At 71.2% G+C, this 19,351-nt stretch carries 16 protein-coding genes; 14 read left to right on the top strand and 2 right to left on the bottom strand.

Annotated features, from left to right (window positions below; translation table 11 throughout):
• The first annotated feature begins 27 nt into the window (after positions 1-27).
• Positions 28-2,442, top strand: a complete 2,415-nt coding sequence (locus tag OE229_RS00980) for a lamin tail domain-containing protein (RefSeq protein ID WP_262139319.1) — start codon at positions 28-30, stop codon at positions 2,440-2,442.
• 180 nt (positions 2,443-2,622) lie between these two features.
• Here OE229_RS00980 and OE229_RS00975 read toward each other — a convergent pair whose 3' ends face one another.
• Positions 2,623-3,135, bottom strand: coding sequence for a hypothetical protein (locus tag OE229_RS00975; protein ID WP_262139317.1), 513 nt, complete (start codon positions 3,133-3,135; stop codon positions 2,623-2,625).
• Positions 3,136-3,273: 138 nt separating this feature from the next.
• Between OE229_RS00975 and OE229_RS00970 the strand changes: the two genes are divergently transcribed.
• The 9 genes from OE229_RS00970 (at position 3,274) to OE229_RS00930 (ending at position 14,327) form a co-directional block, all read left to right on the top strand.
• Positions 3,274-3,828, top strand: coding sequence for a DUF805 domain-containing protein (locus tag OE229_RS00970; RefSeq protein WP_259579040.1), 555 nt, complete (start codon positions 3,274-3,276; stop codon positions 3,826-3,828).
• A 9-nt stretch (positions 3,829-3,837) separates the two neighbouring features.
• Positions 3,838-4,680, top strand: coding sequence for a PhzF family phenazine biosynthesis protein (locus OE229_RS00965; protein WP_262139315.1), 843 nt, complete (start codon positions 3,838-3,840; stop codon positions 4,678-4,680).
• A 214-nt stretch (positions 4,681-4,894) separates the two neighbouring features.
• Entirely contained in the window at positions 4,895-6,253 is a 1,359-nt protein-coding gene (locus tag OE229_RS00960) for an extracellular solute-binding protein (RefSeq protein WP_262139314.1), read from the top strand.
• A 107-nt stretch (positions 6,254-6,360) separates the two neighbouring features.
• Entirely contained in the window at positions 6,361-7,311 is a 951-nt protein-coding gene (locus OE229_RS00955) for a carbohydrate ABC transporter permease (protein ID WP_410007321.1), read from the top strand.
• Between the two features lie 5 nt (positions 7,312-7,316).
• A complete protein-coding gene (locus OE229_RS00950; protein ID WP_410007328.1) occupies positions 7,317-8,210 on the top strand; it encodes a carbohydrate ABC transporter permease in 894 nt (297 codons plus the stop codon).
• A gap of 105 nt (positions 8,211-8,315) precedes the next feature.
• A complete protein-coding gene (locus OE229_RS00945) occupies positions 8,316-11,363 on the top strand; it encodes an alpha-mannosidase (protein ID WP_262139312.1) in 3,048 nt (1,015 codons plus the stop codon).
• Positions 11,364-11,700: 337 nt separating this feature from the next.
• Positions 11,701-12,660 (top strand): hypothetical protein, encoded by a 960-nt coding sequence (locus OE229_RS00940; RefSeq protein ID WP_262139311.1) that lies wholly within the window; start codon positions 11,701-11,703, stop codon positions 12,658-12,660.
• Positions 12,661-12,733: 73 nt separating this feature from the next.
• Positions 12,734-13,474: a histidine phosphatase family protein gene (locus tag OE229_RS00935; protein ID WP_262139310.1), complete on the top strand. Its 741-nt coding sequence runs from the start codon at positions 12,734-12,736 to the stop codon at positions 13,472-13,474.
• A complete protein-coding gene (locus OE229_RS00930; protein WP_182066605.1) occupies positions 13,464-14,327 on the top strand; it encodes an NAD(P)H-hydrate dehydratase in 864 nt (287 codons plus the stop codon). The genes OE229_RS00935 and OE229_RS00930 overlap by 11 nt, the downstream gene beginning before the upstream one ends.
• A 130-nt stretch (positions 14,328-14,457) precedes the next feature.
• On the opposite strand, the gene OE229_RS00925 is transcribed toward OE229_RS00930, so the two are convergent.
• Positions 14,458-14,895: a YdeI/OmpD-associated family protein gene (locus OE229_RS00925; RefSeq protein WP_262139308.1), complete on the bottom strand. Its 438-nt coding sequence runs from the start codon at positions 14,893-14,895 to the stop codon at positions 14,458-14,460.
• Between the two features lie 184 nt (positions 14,896-15,079).
• Here OE229_RS00925 and OE229_RS00920 point away from each other — a divergent pair, with 184 nt between their 5' ends.
• The 4 genes from OE229_RS00920 to OE229_RS00905 are packed head-to-tail and all read left to right on the top strand — an operon-like array spanning position 15,080 to position 19,216.
• Positions 15,080-16,225, top strand: a complete 1,146-nt coding sequence (locus OE229_RS00920; protein WP_262139307.1) for an ABC transporter substrate-binding protein — start codon at positions 15,080-15,082, stop codon at positions 16,223-16,225.
• 5 nt (positions 16,226-16,230) lie between these two features.
• Positions 16,231-17,238: an ABC transporter permease gene (locus OE229_RS00915; protein ID WP_259362923.1), complete on the top strand. Its 1,008-nt coding sequence runs from the start codon at positions 16,231-16,233 to the stop codon at positions 17,236-17,238.
• On the top strand, positions 17,235-18,149 hold the full coding sequence (locus OE229_RS00910; protein ID WP_262139305.1) for an ABC transporter permease: 915 nt from the start codon (positions 17,235-17,237) through the stop codon (positions 18,147-18,149). Before OE229_RS00915 ends, OE229_RS00910 begins: the two co-directional genes overlap by 4 nt.
• Positions 18,146-19,216, top strand: coding sequence for an ABC transporter ATP-binding protein (locus OE229_RS00905; protein WP_262139304.1), 1,071 nt, complete (start codon positions 18,146-18,148; stop codon positions 19,214-19,216). Before OE229_RS00910 ends, OE229_RS00905 begins: the two co-directional genes overlap by 4 nt.
• Positions 19,217-19,351: the final 135 nt, after the last annotated feature.

Genomic DNA, 19,351 nt, shown 5'->3' with positions numbered 1-19,351 from the left:
CGCTCCCTCCCCCGAGAAGGACCCCGCATGCGTGTTCCTGCCCTGCGCCCACCCACGATGCGGATCGGCGCGTTCGTCGCGACCGCCCTGGTCGTCGCCGCCGGTGTCGTCACCGCCAGCCCGGCCCTCGCAGCCGTCGGGGACGACGACCCGGCCGTCGGCGCCGTCGCGGCGAACGGCCTCGTCGTCAACGAGGTCGAGTCGAACGGCGACGACACCGACTGGGTGGAGCTCAAGAACACCTCGGGCACCGCGATCGATCTGACCGGGTACGCGTTCCTCGACTCCGACGGCTCGCACGACGCCTCCGTGCTGCCCAGCGGCTCGACGATCGCCGCCGGCGGGTACTTCGTCGTCGACCAGCTGTCCGCGACCGCGCCCGGCTTCGACTTCGGGCTCGGCGGTGCGGACACCGCGCGCCTCTACGATCCCGCCGGCGACCTGGTGCTCCGGTACGCCTGGACGACCCACGCGGGCGTCACCTACGGCCGCTGCGCCGACGGCGTCGGGCCGCTCGTGGACACCACGGCCTCGACCAAGGGCGCCGCGAACGACTGCTCCTCGCCCGTGCGGATCAACGAGGTCGAGTCGCAGGACGGCACTCCCGGCGACTGGGTGGAGTTGACCAACACCGGCAGCACTGCAGTCGACCTGGGCGGGTACGTGCTGCGCGACAGCGAGGACGACCACGCGTACACGATCCCCGCGGGCACGACCGTCGCGGCCGGGGGCTTCACCGTCCTCGACGAGGCGGCGTTCGGTTTCGGACTCGGCAAGGCGGACTCCGCGCGGCTCTTCGACGCGCGCGGTGCGCTCGTCGACTCGACCTCGTGGACGGCGCACGCCGCCACCACCTCCGGCCGCAACCCCGACGGCACCGGCGACTTCGCCGAGACGGCAGCGCCCACGAAGGGCGCGGCGAACCGGTTCGCCGGCGTCGTCACCGCCGAGGCCTGGCCCGGCGGCCCGGACGAGACCGTGCTCGACGACGAGGACACCTTCACCGGTGACCTGAGCGGCCTCGACTGGACGACCTCGACGGCCTCGCGGGACGGGCAGCTCTGGGCCGTGCAGAACGGCGACGGCCTGCTCTACCACCTGACCTCGGACGGTGCGGGCGGCTGGACGCCGTCGAACGCCGCGGGTACCGACCTGCGCTACGCCGACGGCACGGGCACCCCGGACGCCGAGGGCGTGACGGTCACGAGCGACGACCCCGGTGCCGTCTACGTCTCGACCGAGCGGAACAACGACGTGTCGAGCACGAGCCGCCCGTCGGTCCTGCGCTACGCCACGACCGACGGCTCCGAGGGCACCCTGCGGGCCGCCGACGAGTGGAACCTCGCCGCGGACTTCCCCGGGCTCGGCGCGAACGCCGGGCTCGAGGGCATCACCTGGATCCCGGACACCTGGCTCACCGCGCACGGCTTCGTCGACGAGCGCACCGGCGCCGCCTACGCACCGTCGACCTACGCCGGACACGGCGAGGGGCTGTTCTTCGTCGGGGTCGAGGGCACCGCGAGCGTGTACGCCTACGCCCTGATGGACGACGGGTCCTCGGCGCGGGTCGCCACGATCGCGACCTCGCTCGCCGTCGTCGCCGACGTGCAGTTCGACCCGACGCTCGACGCGCTCTGGGTGGTCTGCGACGAGGTCTGCTCGGGTCGAACCGCGCTGTACGAGGTGACCGACGGGGCCTTCGCCCCCTCGACGCTGTACGAGGCACCCTCGGCCGCCGACCGCACGCTCGCCAACGAGGGCTTCGCGATCTCGGGCGTCTGCACCGACGGGGAGCGCGCGACCTTCTACGCGGACGACAACGACACGGACGGGTTCTCGCTCCGCACGGGGACGTACCCGTGCGAGGGCGGCGACACCGACCCGGGCACGGAGCCCACGCCGACGCCGACCCCGACCCCGACCCCGACCCCGGGCGACGGTGGCACGACGCCGACGCCGACCCCGGGTGGGACGCCCACCGCGGGCCCGACCGCGGGTCCCTCGGCTGCCCCGGTCGTTCCGGTGGCGCCGTCGGGGTCGCTGTTGACGGAGGCGAGTCGTGGTGGGGTGTCGGCTCCGGCGACGGCGCGTGCGGGGGAGACGATCACGGTGACGGTGGGGACGGCGTCTGCCGGTGACACGGTCAACGTGTGGTTGTTCTCGGAGCCGACGCTGATCGGCACCGCGGTGGTGGCTGCTGATGGGACGGTTCGGGTGACGATCCCGGCGGACACGGCGGCTGGTGTGCACCGGTTGGCGGTGACGGCTGCGGACGGGAGTCTGATCGGGTGGACCCCGATCGCGATCACCGTGGATGGGCAGCTCGCGTTCACGGGTGCTGCGGGGATGGGTGCTGGTGTGTTGGTGGCGTTCCTGTTGCTCGGGGCGGGTGCGGGTGTGCTGGTCGTGCGTCGCCGACGGAAGGCTGCGGCTGTGGAGTAGTCCCCACGTCGCGCGTCGGGGCGACGAGTGTGCAGAAAACGTCGGGTTCGCGGTGCGGACCCGACGTCTTCTGCTCACCGGGTGCAGTGGGCTGGGCCCAGGGGCGGACGGGAGGCGCGGTGCGGGGCCGCCCCGCGCCTCCAGGCCGGTGCGCTTGTGCGTCCAGTGCTCGGTGACCGTTCAGTGCTCGGTGCCGTGCATGGTCTGGGTGTCGTCCTGACCGGGGATGGCGTCCTTCGTGGTCCAGCCGTACCAGCGGCCGTCGATCTCGGTGACCGCGCGACCGTCGCCGCAGGTGACCAGGCCCTTCGTCGGGAGCTCCTCGGGCAGGAAGTCGGCGGTCATCGCCGTGCCGCCGTACGACTCGTCGACCGGGGTGCAGTCGTCCACGTCGACGCCGTCCTTCGACGCGAACCCGATGACGTACCCGGGCTGCGAGACGTGGAGGCGCACGTCGATGTCCTCCGCGTCCTCCGGCACCCACTTCGGCATGAAGAACGCCAGGTCCTCGGACTCCCCGGAGCGCGGAGCGTCGGAGTACGCGTCGAAGTGCTTCTGCGGGGTCTTGTTCGGCACGATGTCCTGCATCGCGCTGCAGCCGGCGGTCAGCAGCAGGGCGGACACCGCGGCGGTGGAGGCGAGGGCGATCCGGAGGGTGCGGCGGGCGGTGGTGGGGCGCGTGTCGGTGCTCATGGATCCAGTCTCGCGACGGACGCGGCGCTCAAACATCACGTGCGCACCCGGAAGTGGTCGGGGGTTACCCCCACCCGCCACGTCGGGCCCGCCGAGGTGTGCTCAGGAGTGCCAAGGTCGCCCCGGTAAACAGGTTCGGTGCACCAGACGCAGCAGCCACCCGTCGGGGTCCCCTGGCACCAGGCCACCTTCGCCGCCTCGTTCTCGCGGTTCTGGCGCGGGTACCTGGTCTTCCGGGGCCGTGCCGCTCGTGCCGAGTTCTGGTGGTGGGCGCTGTGGTGGGCGATCATCTCCGCTGCGATCAACATCGTGTACGGCGTCGGGCTCTTCATGACGCCGCCGACCATGCCGAGCCCGGACGAGGCTCGTGTCCTCGACCAGGCGATGCAGTCCTTCAACCCGTTCCCGGTGTGGTGGTTCCTGCTCACGTCGATGCCGGTCTTCGCCAAGGTCGCACTGGGGGTCTTCGTGGTCGTCGGGCTCGCGGCGTTGCTGCCCTGGATCGCCATCGCGGTGCGGCGGCTCCACGACACGAACCGATCCGGTTGGTGGGTCCTGCTGTACCTCGTGCCCGCCGGCGGCATCGCGCTCGCCGTGTTCCTCGCGCTGCCCTCGGAGCCACCCGCGGGACGGCAGCAGTCCGGGCCACCCGTCGGTGATCGGCCCGCGCACCCCGGCGTGACGCCGCAGTAGCGTCGGGGCATGCAGCACGAGATCCTCCGGTACACCGCCTTCGCCGCCGAGCCGGGCGGAGGCAACCCCGCCGGGCTCGTGCTCGACGCGGCCGGGCTGTCCGACGACCAGATGCTCGCGATCGCCCGACAGGTCGGGTACCCCGAGACCGCCTTCGTCGTGGGCGCCACGTCGACCGGGCCGCGGGTCCGCTACTTCTCGCCGAGCGCCGAGGTCCCGTTCTGCGGGCACGCCACCGTCGCACTGGCCGTCGCGTTGGCCGAGCGGGAAGGAGCGGGCCGCCGGGTGTTCACGACCCTGGCCGGCGAAGTCGCCCACGACGCGACCGTCGGTGCGGACGGCGCGGTGCAGGTCGCGATGACGAGCGTCGAGCCGGCGACGCGGGACCTCGACCCGGCCCTGCTGGCGCGGCTGTTCGACCTGCTCGGACTCGAGGCAGCCGACATCGCTCCGGGGTTCCCCGTGCTGGAGTCCTTCGCCGGCAACTGGCACCCGGTCCTCGTGCTGCACGACCGCGAGCTGTTCCACCAGTTCCGGTTCGCGCCGGACCCCCTCGCCGAGCTGAAGCGCGAGGCGGGCTGGGCGGGGACCGTCACGGTGCTGCACCGCACCGGCGACCGGGAGTACGAGGCGCGCAACCTGTTCCCCGCCGGGCGCATCACCGAGGACCCGGCGACCGGGTCGGCTGCGGCGTCCACCGGGGCGTACCTGCGGCGGATCGGGGCAGCGCAGCCGGGTGACCGCATCACGATCCGGCAGGGGCGGCACGTCGGGCGTCCGAGTCTGCTGCTCGTGGACGTGCCCGAGGCCGGCGGGATCACGGTGACGGGGAGCGCGACCCCGATCTCCTGACGGACGTTCCTTCCCAGAACGCGCGCGATGGGAAGCGGGATCGGGCGTACCTGGTCGAAACTTCCGACCCGGTACGCCCGATTCCACTCGGTACGCCCGAATCCGCCCGGCGGCCTCCTCCAGAAACTCCTTGACACGGTTAAGTCAATACGGTGGACTAATCCTGCGCGCGGGCGATGGTGCCCGCGGACATCACCCGTGCAAAGGAGCACCGATGAAACGCACCCGCATCATCGCCGGACTCGCAGCTGTGGCCGTTGCCGCGGTCGGTCTGGCTGGCTGCTCGAGCTCGGGGTCCGCCTCGAGCGACACGATCAAGATCGCGTACCAGAAGTTCGGCGCCTTCCAGCAGCTCGACGCCCAGATGAAGGTCGTCAAGAAGCAGTACGAGAAGGACAACCCCGGCAAGAAGGTCACCCTCGTGCCCATCCAGGCGCAGGGCAACGACTACTACACGAAGCTCGCGCTCATGAACAAGGCGCCGGCCACCGCCCCGGACGTCATGTACGAGGACACGTTCCTCGTCAAGGCCGATGCCGAGGCGGGCTACCTGCTGCCACTCGACGAGTACACGGACAAGTGGGACGAGTGGGACCAGTTCTTCGACAACGCCAAGCAGGCCGGGCAGGGTGACGACGGCAAGATCTACGGCGTCCCGATGGGCACCGACACCCGAGCCCTCTGGTACAACAAGGACATCTTCAAGAAGGCCGGGCTCGACGTCCCGTGGAAGCCGAAGACGTGGGACGACGTGCTCGCGGCGGCGAAGACCATCAAGGACGAGCAGCCCGACGTCATCCCGTTCAACATCTACTCGGGCAAGGCGCAGGGCGAGGCCTCGACCATGCAGGGCTTCGAGATGCTCCTGTACGGTGCCGACGGCCCCGGCAACACCCTGTACAAGGACAAGAAGTGGGTCACCGGCTCGAAGCAGTTCGAGGACTCGCTCAAGTTCGTGAAGGACGTCTACCAGGGCGGCCTCGGCCCGACACCGCAGCAGGCGCTCGACACGAACGTCGGCACGACCATCGCCCAGACGTGGCTGCCGAAGGGCAAGCTCGCGATCGACCTCGATGGATCGTGGCAGTCCGGCACGTGGCTGAAGTCCGGCACCGCGCCGTGGCCCGAGTGGAACGACGTGATGGGGCAGGCACCGATGCCGACCCAGAACGGGCAGGCTCCCGGCTACAACTCGATGTCCGGTGGTTGGACCCTGGCGGTCGGCGCGAAGTCGAAGAACCCGCAGGCGGCGTTCGACTTCATCACGAGCTTCCTCGACAAGGACGGCTCACTGAAGTACGACACCGAGAACAGCCAGATCGCGGTCCGGAAGGACGTCGCGGACGACCCGGCCTACACGGCGGCGAACCCGACGTTCAAGTTCTTCTCGGGGCTGGTGGAGAACACCAACTTCCGCCCGACGACGAGTGACTACTCGCAGGTGTCCAACGCGATCCAGGTCGCGATGGAAGCGGTCATGACCGGTCAGCAGTCGCCGAAGGACGCGGCCGCCGCCTACGACGAGGCCGTCACCCAGGTGGTCGGCAAGGAGAACACCGTCGCCGCTGGTTGACGGACGTCACCCACTGACGGCCGGGAGGCGCGGGGCGGTCCCGCACCGCGCCTCCCGGCTGCCTCTCCCCACCTTCGGAACCCCTCCGCACCCGGAAGGCACCCATCGTGTCCAGCACCCCCCTCGCGCCGACGCTGTCGGCGCCCGGTGCGCCGAAGCGCACCGATCCACCCGTGCCGCGCAAGCGGCGACCACTGCGGAACGTCGGACGAGCGGTCCCGCTCCTGCCCGCCCTGGTCCTCCTCGTCATCTTCCTGCTCGGCCCCGTCATCTCGTCGTTCTACGGGTCGTTCACCAACTCGGCACTGACCGGTGCCAGCGCGGCCGACCAGCAGTTCGTCGGGTTCCAGAACTACGTCGAGCTGTTCCAGGACCCGGACTTCCCGAAGTCCGTCATCCTGACCGTCGTCTTCCTGCTGGCCTCGGCCGTGGTGGGACAGAACGTGCTCGGCCTCGGGCTGGCCCTGCTGATGCGTTCGGCGAACAAGGCGGTCCGGGCGATCGTCGGCACCTTCGTGGTGGCCGCGTGGGTCCTGCCGGAGATCGTGGCGTCGTTCGCGGCGTACGCGTTCTTCAACGACGAGGGGACGCTCAACACGTTCCTCGCGTCGATCGGGATCACCGGCGCGAACTGGCTCTACACGTACCCGATGCTCGCCGTGATCCTGGCCAACATCTGGCGCGGCACCGCGTTCTCGATGCTCGTCTACTCGGCCGCCGTGCAGGAGGTCCCCGAGGAGATCACCGAGTCCGCCGAGGTCGACGGAGCCACCGGCTGGCAGCGGCTCGTCTACATCACGCTCCCGGTGATCCGCCGGAGCATCTCGACGAACCTCATGCTCACGACGCTGCAGACCCTGTCGGTCTTCACGCTGATCTTCGTGATGACCGGCGGCGGCCCGGGCACGAACTCGTCGACCTTGCCGATCCTGGCGTACCAGGAGGCGTTCAAGTTCTCGCAGCTCGGCTTCGGGACGGCGATCGCGACCATCCTGCTCGTGGTGGGGGCGATCTTCTCGATCATCTACATCCGAGCCCTCAAGCCGGAGGTGGACTGATGGCCATGACAGCCCCGTCCCTCGACCAGACCACCACCCGCTCGGTGACCGCACCGGGGTCGATGCACATGACGTCACCGCGCGGCCGCATCATGCGGTGGGTGTCGAACGTCGTGCTGCTCGTCATCGCGGTGTGCTTCGCGGTGCCGCTGCTCTGGCTCGTGCTCGCCTCGTTCGACACCCAGGCGTCGCTGTCGGTGAAGCTGCCCTCGCAGTTCACCCTCGACAACTTCGCGAAGGTGCTCACCCCCGAGCTGTCGTTCATCCCGCTCGCGAACAGCCTGCTGCTCTCCGGCGGCACCGCGGTCGTCACCGTGGTGTTCGCACTGCTCGCCGCGTACCCGCTGTCCCGGTACAAGATGCGCGTCAACAAGCCGTTCCTGTACAGCATCCTGTTCGGCACCGGTCTGCCGATCACCGCGATGATGGTGCCCGTCTACGCGCTGTTCGTGTCGCTCAACCTGATCGACAACGTGTGGGGCTGCATCTTCTTCCTCGCCGCCACGTCGCTGCCGATGGCGATCTGGATGGCGAAGAACTTCATGGACTCGGTGCCGATCTCGCTCGAAGAGGCGGCGTGGACCGACGGCGCCTCGATGCTCACCACCCTGACCCGCATCGTGATCCCGCTCATGCGTCCGGGCATCGCGGTCGTCTTCATCTTCGTGTTCATCCAGGCGTGGGGGAACTTCTTCGTCCCGTTCGTCCTGCTGCTCTCGCCCGAGAAGGTGCCCGCCGCGGTGAGCATCTTCAACTTCTTCGGGCAGAACGGGGCGGTGGCGTACGGCCAGCTCGCCGCGTTCTCGATCGTCTACTCCGTGCCCGTCATCGCCCTCTACGTGATCGTGTCCCGAGGCCTCGGCGGCGGCAACGCCCTCGCCGGCGGCATCAAGGGCTGACGCCGGCCCCCACCCCCGCAAGACACCGGTGTTCGCGCGTCGAACACCCGCGAACCGCGGTTCGACCCGCGAACACCGGTGTTCCGCGAACCAGAAAGGAAGCACATGCACCAGGACGAACCGCTCGTCGAGGCCCGGATCGCCCGCCTCGTGCGCGACCGCGTCGACCCCGCCGTCCTCCGTCGCTCGGCGCCGGTGACGATCGAGGCGTGGGAGGTGCCGGGCGAACCGGTGCCGTTCGACGCCGCCGTGGGCGAGACGTACACACCGTTCACGGTGGGGTCGCACTGGGGCGGACGCCCGTGGGGCACGACGTGGTTCCGGGTGACCGGTACCGTGCCGGCGGACTTCGGCACCGCGCCGGGGACCACCGCCGAGCTCCTCGTCGACCTGGGGTTCACCAAGCGGCAGCCCGGGTTCCAGGCCGAGGGACTCGCGTTCCGCGCCGACGGCTCCACGATCAAGGCGATCGAGCCGCGGAACGACACCGTGCCGCTCGAGGTCGGCCCGGGGGAGTCCTTCGAGCTCTGGATCGAGGCCGGGGCGAACCCGGACATCGGCGGCGACTCGTTCCAGGGTGCGACGCCGCTCGGCTCGCGCTCCACCGCCGGCGACGACCCGATCTACCGGCTGAAGGCCGTGGAGGTCGTCGAGCGCGACGACACCGTGTGGGAACTGCAGCAGGATCTCTGGGTGCTGCGCGGGCTCATGGCCGAGCTCCCGACCGACGGCACCCGCGGCGCCGACATCCTGCGGGCGCTCGAACGGGCCGCCGACGCCCTGGACCCGGACGACGTCGCCGGCACCGCCGCGGATGCCCGGCAGGTCCTGGCGCCCGTGCTCGCCGTCCCCGCCAGCCCCGCCGCCCACCGTGCGATCGCCGTCGGGCACGCCCACATCGACTCCGCCTGGCTGTGGCCCGTGCGCGAGACGAAGCGCAAGTGCGCGCGGACGTTCTCGAACGTGCTCGACCTGATGGACCGCGACCCCGACTTCACCTTCGCCTGCTCGTCCGCGCAGCAGTACGCCTGGATCCGCGACGAGTACCCCGAGGTCTTCGCCCGCATCAAGCAGCGGGTCGCCGAGGGCCGGTGGATCCCGGTCGGCGGGATGTGGGTCGAGTCGGACACCAATCTGCCCGGCGGTGAGGCCCTGGCCCGCCAGTTCGTCGCCGGCAAGCGCTTCTTCCTCGAGGAGTTCGGCATCGACACCCCCGAGGCCTGGCTCCCCGACTCGTTCGGCTACTCGGGCGCCCTGCCGCAGATCGTCCGCGCCGCCGGGTCGAAGTGGTTCGTCACCCAGAAGCCGTCGTGGAACGAGACGAACGTCATCCCGCACACCTCGTTCCACTGGGAGGGCATCGACGGCTCGCGCGTCCTGACGCACCTGCCCCCGGCCGACACCTACAACTCCGACGTCTCACCAGCCGACCTGCGCCGCGGCGAACGGAACAACAAGGAACGCGGCACCGCGAACACCTCGATGCTGCTCTACGGCTTCGGCGACGGCGGTGGCGGTCCCACCCGCGAGATGGTCGGCGCGGCACACCGCCAGCACGACCTCGACGGGTCGCCCCACGTCACGCTCGGCACGCCGGCGCAGGTGTTCGAGCAGCTCGAAGCCGAGCTGCCGACACCGGGGGTCTGGTCGGGGGAGATGTACCTCGAGTTCCACCGCGGCACCTACACGTCGCAGATCCGTACGAAGCAGGGCAACCGCCGTTCCGAGCACCTGCTCCGCGAAGCCGAGCTCTGGGCGGCGACGGCGGCCGTCCGGCTCGGGAGCGAGTACCCGTACGCCGAGCTCGAGGACGCCTGGCACACCGTCCTGCTCCAGCAGTTCCACGACATCCTGCCGGGGTCCTCGATCGCGTGGGTGTACGAGAACGCCGAGGAGCAGTACGCCCGGGTCGCCGAGGTGCTCGAGGGGCTGATCGGCAGTGCGACGACGGCGCTCGCCGCAGGCGGGAGCGGAACCGGAACCGGTGCCGTCGCCGGCACCGCCGGCGACGCCGCGTCGGTCGTGCGCTTCAACGCCTCGCCGGTCGCGGCAGGGGACGTGACCGCCCTGGCAGGTTCGGTCGTCCACGCGCCGCGACCCGTGCCTCCCGTCCGGAGCGGCGACCGCTTCGTCTTCGACACCGGCGTCGTCACCGCGACCATCGACGCCGCCGGCCACGTCGTCTCGTTCGTCGACCACGCCACCGGACGCGACGCGATCGCGCCCGGCGCCGCTGCGGCGGAGTACACGGTGTTCCGGGACACCCCGAACCAGTGGGAGGCGTGGGACATCGACCGCGCCTACCAGCGCAACGGCACGGTGCTGTCGGCGTCGTCGGTCGCGATCGCAGGCGACGAGCTCGTGGTGGAACGGTCCTTCGGATCGTCGACGCTCACCACGCGCTACTCCGCCGTGCAGGGCGAACCGGAGCTGAGCGTCGAGACCGAGGTCGACTGGCACGAGCACCAGAAGCTGCTGAAGCTCGCGTTCCCGATCGACGTGCTCGCGTCGTCGGCCTCGAGCGAGATCCAGTTCGGGCACATCGACCGGCCGACGCACCAGAACACCTCGTGGGACCACGCCCGCTTCGAGACCGCGGCACACCGATGGGTGCACGTCGCGGAGCCCGGGTTCGGCGTCGCCGTGGCGAACGACTCGACCTACGGCCACGACATCACGCGCGAGACCCGGCCGGACGGTGGGATCACCACGCTCGTGCGGGAGTCGCTGCTGCGCGGGCCGACGTTCCCGGACCCGAACGCCGACCAGGGGCACCACGTGTTCCGGACGGTGCTGCGGATCGGGGCCTCGGTGCTCGACGCCGCCGACTCCGGGTACCGGCTGAACCTGCCGGTGCGGAGCGTCCCCGGGTCAGCCGAGGTCGCACCACTCGTCACGGTGTCGTCGCCGCAGGTGTTCGTCGAGGCCGTCAAGCTCGCCGAGGACCGCTCCGGAGACGTCGTCGTGCGACTGTACGAGGGGCTCGGCGGCCGGGCGACGGACGTCGGGGTCTCCTTCGGGTTCGACGCTGCATCGGTGTCGCAGGTCGACCTGCTCGAGCGGCCGCTGGAGCGCTCGTGGTCGGCCGGGGAGCCGGTCGTGCTGACCCTGCGTCCGTTCGAGATCGTGACGCTGCGCGTGCGTCGGGCCTGAGGCAGCGGGCCCGGCGTCCGGTCGGGGAGAGACCGCGGCGCCGGACGGGACACGGGTGCGTTCCGTCCGGCGCCGTGTTGCGTGGGTGGGGCGTGCGCGTGCGGGCGGGTGGGTGCGGGTGGGGCGGGCGCGGTGGGCGCGGGTCGGGTCGGGCGTACCTGGTCGGGTCGGGCGTACCTGGTCGGAACTTCCGGCCAGGTACGCCCGATCCCGCTTGGCATCGCGGCCGTTCTGGGAAGGAACGGCTCCCCTCCACAACCGCCCAGCCCTGGAGGCCCGTCCACAGTTCCCGACATCGGCCCCAGGAGCGGGTGGCTGAGCGGGCATCGTCACGTGCATGAACGAGTCGCTGCCCATCCTCCGAGCCTCTGCCATGCACGAGACCGGCCTCGACGCCTCCACCCTGCGCCGCCGAACCCGGACGCAGGGGGCAGGCCGCCTGGTCCGGGTCGGACCGAACGCCTTCGTCGACGGCGCTGCGTGGGACGCCGCCGGGCCTCGTCAGCGCTACGTCACCCGGGTCTTCGCGCGGCTCGGTCGGCTCGGCACGCGGGCGACGGCCTCGCACCTGTCCGCGGCGGCCCTGCACGGGCTCCCGGCGCTCGGCGGGTGGGACGTCCCGGTGCACGCGACGGTGCCGGAGTCGATGTACCGGGGCAGGAGCGCCGAGCTGGTCCTGCACACGAGACCCGTGGGCCGAGTCGAACGGGTCACGGTCGGTGCGATCGCGGTCACCTCCGTCCCCCGGACCGTCGTCGACATCGCGATGTCCGGCGACCTGCGGGCGGGCGTCGTGATCGCGGACGCCGCGCTGCGCCGTGGCGTCGACGCAGCCGACCTCCGACGTGCGGTTCCTCCGAAGGCCCGCGCCCGAGTCCTGGCGCAGCTGGTGCTCGACCTCGCCGATGCTCGCTCGGGGTCACCGGCCGAGTCGCTCGCTCGGGTCGTGTTCCGGGAGCTCGGACTACCCGCGCCGGTGCTGCAGCAGGAGTTCGTCGTGGACGGTCGACGGTCCGCAGTCGACTTCTGGTTCCCGGACCACGGGGTCGTCGTCGAGATCGACGGACGGGCCAAGTACTCCCAGGAGCGCTCCCTGGGCGGCCGGAGTCCGACCGAGGTGTTCCTCGACGAGAAGCGGCGGCACGGTCGGTTGCTCACCGTGCCGGGTGTCCGGACGATCATCCGGCTCGAGTGGCGAGACCTCTTCGACCTCGATGCGCTGGCACTTCGACTCCGGGCGGCGGGGCTGCCGTGCGCGGTCCGTCCGGTCCAGAGTGCTCGACGCCGCACGGGGTGACCGCTCGGCGCCGCGCGGGGTGACCGTCCGGCACCGGTGAACCGGCACAGCACGCTCTGGCTAGCGTGGCGGCATGGCAGTGCAGGAGATCTGGCTCGTCCGTCACGGCGAATCGGTCGCGAACGTCGCAGCGGCCCGGGCCGAAGCCGCGGGCGACGACGTGATCGACGTCGAGTTCCGGGACGCCGACGTCCCCCTCAGCCCGCTCGGCACCGATCAGTCTCGAGCCCTCGGCCAGGAGCTCGCCGACCGCGGGATCGACGACGTCCCCGTCGCGTTGTGGGTGTCGCCGTACCTCCGTGCGCAGCAGACCATCGCGATCGCGCTCGAGGCAGCCGGCCTCGCCGAACCCGAGAAACGGGTGGACGAGCGCCTGCGCGACCGCGAACTCGGCGTCCTCGACCTGCTGACCCTGCAGGGCGTCCGCAACCGGTACCCGGACGAGGAACGCCGCCGGCAGTGGCTCGGCAAGTACTACCACCGGCCGGCGGGTGGGGAGTCGTGGGCCGACGTGATGCTCCGGCTCCGGTCGCTCCTCGGCGACGTCGATCGGCTCGACGGCGCCGAGCGCCTGGTGATCGCCGCGCACGATGCCGTGGTGATGCTCGCCGTCGCGGTGTGCCTCGACCTCGACGAGCCGGCGCTCATGGAGTTCGCCCGGACCCACGCGGTCGCGAACGCCTCCCTCACCCGCCTGCGTCGCGACGACGCCGGATCGCCGTGGGTGCTCGAGGAGTTCTCGTCGGTCGGGCACCTGGACGACGACGAGGTCACCCAGCACACCGGCCGGAAGGACGACGAACATGTCCGCTGAACCCGTCACCCCGAACTTCCTGCGGGACTGGCCACTGCCCGAGCCCGGTGCCGGCAAGTACGGCCGCGGGCAGGTGCTCATCGTCGGCGGCGCCGCTCGGACCCCTGGCGCGGCGATGCTCTCCGCGCTCGCCGCACTCCGGGTCGGCGCCGGTCGTCTCACGCTGGCGGTCGGCCGGAGCGTCGCGAACGAGGTCGCGGTCGCCGTACCCGAGTCCGGGGTCGAACCCCTCGACGAGGACCAGGACGGACACATCGCCGTCGGTGCGATCGAGGGCATCGCGGACAGCGCCTCGAGTGCCGACGCCGTGCTGGTGGGCCCGGGACTCGACGACCCGGACGGTTCGCGCGACCTCGTGGCCGGGCTCGCCGACGTCGTCGGTCCGCAGACCACCGTCGTGCTCGATGCCTTCGCCCTCGGGGTGGCCGCCGACGTGCGGGACCGCCTGGAACCGCTGCGCGGACGGCTCGTGATGACCCCGAACTCCGGCGAAGCCGAACGCCTGCTCGGGCGGGAGTGCAGCGACGACGACGTGGCCGACGCCGTGGCGATCGCGAACCGCTTCGGAGCGGTCGTGGCCCTCGGTGACGCCATCGCCACACCGCAGGGTCGGGCGTGGCTCAAGGGCACCGGTTCCGGTGGTCTCGGCACGAGCGGCAGTGGCGACGTGCTGTCCGGTGCGGTCACGGGCCTGCTCGCCCGCGGCGCTGATCCGGCACAAGCCGTGGCGTGGGCGTCCTACGTGCACGCTGCCGCAGGCGACCGACTCGCGGTGCAGGTCGGGCCGCTCGGGTACCTGGCGAGCGAACTCGTGACCGAGATCCCGCGGGTCCTGGTCGAGCTCGGGGCCTGAGCGCGCCCGTTCCTACCCAGAACGCCCGCGATACCTGGTGCTTCCGGGCATACCTTGCGAGAACTTCCGACCAGGTACGCCCGAAACGACCAGGTACGCCTGAAACGACCAGGCGGCCCGACCCCGACCGCTACCCCCGCAGGGACTCCACGGCCTTCTCGATCCGGCGGGCGCGGGTCTCCGGGGCCTTCGCCTGCGTGACGGGGTCGGCGAGCGCCCGCTGCCGCGAGTTCGACAGCGTGTCGAACGCCGCACGCACGCCGGCCTCCTGCAGTGCGGCGGCCAGGTCCTCCGGCAGGTCGACGGTCCGGGGCAGGGTGTCGACCTCGAGTGCGACCTCGACGGTGTCGCCGGCGGCGATCCCGGCGGCCTCACGGTGCGCGGCCGACAGCGGCACCAGGAACTGCTCGTTCATGACCCCGACGGTGGACCGGTAGGTGTAGCCCCGGTTGATCGTGACGACCACCGCGGGGCGCTTGCCGGATCCGAGCGCCTCGATGACGGACTCCGGGACGGGGAGTCCGGTCGCCGTCTTCCGTGCTTGCAGGACCGTCGTCGTGAACCGCATCCGTGCCTCCAGGCCTGGTGTGGGCGCGACCGTGCGCCCAGAACGAGCAAATCGTACAGCCGCACCCGCTGTTCCGCCGCCGTTCACCACCGGAGCACGGGCCGGAAACCGGCCGCGTCCACGATCGACCAGAACCCGGACCCCCGGTCACCGCAGCACCTTCCCCCACCCGAAAGGCCCTCCCGTGCAGCACAAGCGCACCCTGGCCGGCATCGCCCTGGCCGCCGCAGCGATCGTCACCCTCGCCGGATGCTCGGCGACGAGCTCCGCGACCGCCGGCTCCGACGGCGACGCCGACTGGAAGACCGCCACCAGCGCCGAGTCCGCCGGCGGCATGGACGCCCTCGTCACGGCCGCCAAGGCCGAGGGCCAGTTGAACGTCATCGCGCTGCCGCCGTCGTGGGCCAACTACGGCAAGATCATCGACGGCTTCACCGAGAAGTACGGCATCAAGATCAACTCCGCGAACCCGAACGGCTCGAGCGCCGACGAGGTCGCCGCCGTGAAGTCGCAGAAGGGCCAGTCCACCGCGCCCGACGTGCTCGACCTCGGCAACGCGGTGCTGCAGGAGAACCTCGACCTGCTCACCGACTACAAGGTCGCGAACTGGGACGACATCCCCGCCGACCTGAAGGAGCAGGACGGCGCGTGGACGCGCGACTACACCGGCCTGATGTCGATCGGGTACGACTCGTCGAAGATCTCCGACGCCCCGAAGGACCTGCAGGACCTGCTCGGCAGCGAGTACAAGGGCAAGGTCTCGATCGCGGGTGACCCGACGCAGGCCAACCAGGCAGCATCGGCCGTGTACCTGGCGGCGCTCGAGAACGGCGGCTCGGCGGACGACATCACGAAGGGCGTCGACTACTTCGGCGACCTCAAGAAGGCCGGCAACTTCCAGAACGTGCTGCCGACGCAGGCCACGGTCGCCTCGGGCGAGACCCCGGTCGTCATCCAGTGGTCGTACAACAACCTGGCGTGGGGACCGGCAGCGGGCGCGAGTGGCAACAAGGACTGGAAGACCGTCGTCCCGAAGGGCCAGGCGCTCGGTTCGTACTACTCGCAGGCCATCTCCAAGGACGCGCCGCACCCCGCGGCGGCCCGCCTGTGGCAGGAGTACATCGCCAGCCCGGAGGCCCAGAACCTGTACCTGCAGGCCGGCGCCTTCCCCGCGACCCTGTCGGCGATGGAGAAGTCCGGCAAGGTCGACCAGGACGCCCTCGACGCCGCCGGCGGTGCGCCGAAGGACTACGTCGAGCTGACCGACGCGCAGGTCGCCGACGCCGCGAAGGTGCTCAAGGCCAAGTGGTCCTCGACGATGGGGTCCTGAGCAGCATGACCACCGCATCGGCAGACGCACCCGCGCCCGCGCCGGCGACGAGCGGCACAGCCGCGACCGATGCCGCACCGGCGACGAGCGCGACGAGCCCCGTGCGCCCGACGTCCGCGCGAGCGTCCGCCGATGCCGTCCGACGCAGCGCCGGACCCCGTGTCCGACGCCGCGTCGGCCTCGCCTGGCTGGGGCTGACGCCCTTCGCCGCCTACGTCCTGCTGTTCCTCGCCGTCCCCGCCGTGATCGCGATCGGCAGTGGTTTCTTCGACGGCTCCGGCGCGTTCACGTTCGCGAACCTCGCGGCCTTCGCCGACCCGTCCGTGCTGCGGGCGTTCGGCGGGTCGTTCGGCCTGTCGGCCGCGTCCGCGGTCATCGGTGCCGTGCTCGGCGCGGTCGTCTGCTGGGCGCTCTCGGCACTGCGGCCGGACGGGCTGGTCCGGTCGATGATCGACTCGGCGGCCAGCGTCCTCGCCCAGTTCGGCGGCGTCATGCTCGCGTTCGCGTTCATCGCGACGATCGGCGTGCAGGGCCTCGTCACGACGTGGTTGGTCACGGTCTTCCACGTCGACCTCAACGCGGACGGCGCCTTCCTGTACACGGTGCCCGGGCTCGTGATCCCCTACGTCTACTTCCAGGTGCCGCTCATGGTCCTCACGTTCATGCCCGCACTCGAGGGCGTCCGGCCCGCGTGGGGCGAGGCCGCCGCGACCCTCGGCGCCTCGCGCCTGACGTACTGGCGCCGGATCGCGTTGCCGGTGCTGGCGCCGGCGTTCTGGGGGTCGCTCCTGCTGCTCTTCGCGAACGGCTTCTCGTCGTTCGCCACCGCCGCGGCCCTCATCTCGCAGGGCGGCATCGTGCCGCTCACGATCCGCACACAGCTCACCAGCGAGACGCTCGTCGGCTTGCAGAACGTCGCCGGGGTGCTCGCGTTCGGCATGGTGGTCGTGATGGCGGTCGTGATGGGCGCCTACTCGCTGCTGCAGCGCCGTGCCGCCAGGTGGCAGCGATGAGCGCGGCGGCCCCGGTGCGGCCGGTGCGACCGGCGCGGCCGGTTCGGCTCGGAGGCCCGTCCCGCGTCCGTCGCTTCGGCACGGCGCCGTCCCGTGGCGCGGCAGCGATCGTGCTCACCGTGATCGGGCTGCTGTTCGCCGTCCCGCTGGTCGCCCTCGTGCAGTTCACGTTCCGGCAGGGCACCGACGGCGGCCTGACCTTCGCGCACTGGGCAGCGATCGGCGCCCCGGCCAACGCGTTCACCTACCAGCCCGTGTTCGACGGGCTCGGGGCGTCGCTGTTCATCGCCGTGATCACCGTCGGGATCGTGCTGCTCGTGCTGCTGCCCGCCCAGATCATCACCGCGCTCCGCTACCCGAGGCTCCGACGCATCCTGGAGTTCGTCTGCATCGTGCCGATCACCGTGCCGGTCGTGGTGCTCGTCGTCGGGTTCATCCCCGTGTACCAGGTCGTCTCGCAGGTCTTCGGTTCCGGCGCCTGGACGCTGGCGTTCGCGATCGGCATCGTCACACTGCCCTTCGCGTTCCGTCCGATCGCCGCTGCCATCACCGCGACGGACCTGATCGTCCTGTCCGAGGCGGCCCGCTCGCTCGGTGCCTCGTGGTGGACCGTCACCTGGCGCGTGCTCCTGCCGAACCTGCGCCGGGGCATCACCGCCGCGTGTTTCCTCACGATCACCGTGGTCCTCGGCGAGTACACCCTCGCCGCGTTCCTCTCCCGCAGCACGTTCCAGACCGGGCTCGTGCTCGTGCAGGGGACCGACCCGTACGTCGCCGCGATCTTCTCGGTCGCCGCGCTCGTGTTCGGCTTCGTGCTGCTCGTCCTCATCGGCCGCATCGGGACCCGTCGTACGGGCCGGGCCCGCCGCACCCGCACCATCCGTCGTCCCCGCACCCAGGAGTCCGCATGACCGTCACCGCTCCGGCAGCCCCGGCCTCCCTCGCCACCACCGGTGCCGTCGTCGAACTCCACGCCGTCGAGAAGCACTACGGCGCACACCGGGCGCTCGCGGGACTGTCCCTCCGCGTCGAGCCGGGGGAGTTCGTCTCGCTGCTCGGCCCGTCCGGCTGCGGCAAGACCACGGCGCTCCGCGCGCTCGCGGGGCTCGAGGAGATCGACGCCGGCTCCATCCGCATCGACGGACAGGACGTCGCCGACACCCCGGTCAACAAGCGCGACATCGGCATGGTGTTCCAGCAGTACTCGCTGTTCCCGCACATGACGGTCCGGCAGAACGTCGCCTTCGGCCTCGAGATGCGCCGGGTCCCCGCAGTCGAGCGCAGGAGCCGCGTGGTCGAGGCCCTCGACATGGTCCACCTCGGCGAGTTCGCCGAGCGCTACCCGCACCAGCTCTCCGGCGGGCAGCAGCAGCGCGTCGCCCTGGCTCGTGCCCTGGTCACCCGCCCCCGGGTGCTCCTGCTCGACGAGCCGCTGTCGGCCCTGGACGCGAAGGTCCGGGTCTCGCTGCGCGACGAGATCCGCCGCATCCAGAGCGACCTCGGCATCACCACGGTGTTCGTGACGCACGACCAAGAGGAGGCGCTCGCCGTCTCCGACCGGATCGCCGTGATGCAGGCGGGCGACATCGAGCAGATCGGCACGCCCGAGGAGCTCTACCGCACGCCGTCGTCGGCCTTCACGGCGGACTTCGTCGGTCAGTCGAACCGGCTGCAGGGCGATCTGCGCGGGGGCGACGTCTTCGTGTACGGGTTCCGGGTGCCTGCCCTCGACTCCTCGGCCGCTGACGGGCCGGTGCTCGCCTACGTCCGGCCGGAGGACATCGCCTTCGCCCCCGAGGGCGTCACCGGCACCGTCGTCACCTCGAGCTTCCTCGGGTCGATCCGCCGGACGACCGTCCGCCTGGACGACGACACCGTCGTGACCGTCCAGCACGAGGTCGGCGACCGCCGGGTGCCCGGCGACCCCGTCGCCGTGCGCCTGCTCGGCGCACCGGTGGCGGTCGCACCGCTCGGCTAGCACCCGGCCCCGCCCCCGCGCGGAAGCGACAGTTCTCGCCGGCCTCGGCCCGTCCTCGCCGTGAAGGCGACAGGTCCCCGCTGAAGGTTCGCGGCCTGCTGTCGCTTCCGCGGGGTGGTCGCGACCGACTGCGGA

This window comes from Curtobacterium poinsettiae, assembly GCF_025677645.1.
GTDB lineage: Bacteria > Actinomycetota > Actinomycetes > Actinomycetales > Microbacteriaceae > Curtobacterium > Curtobacterium poinsettiae_A.
Note: the sequence above shows the minus strand (reverse complement) of the source record. Positions and strands in the feature narration are given on the sequence as shown.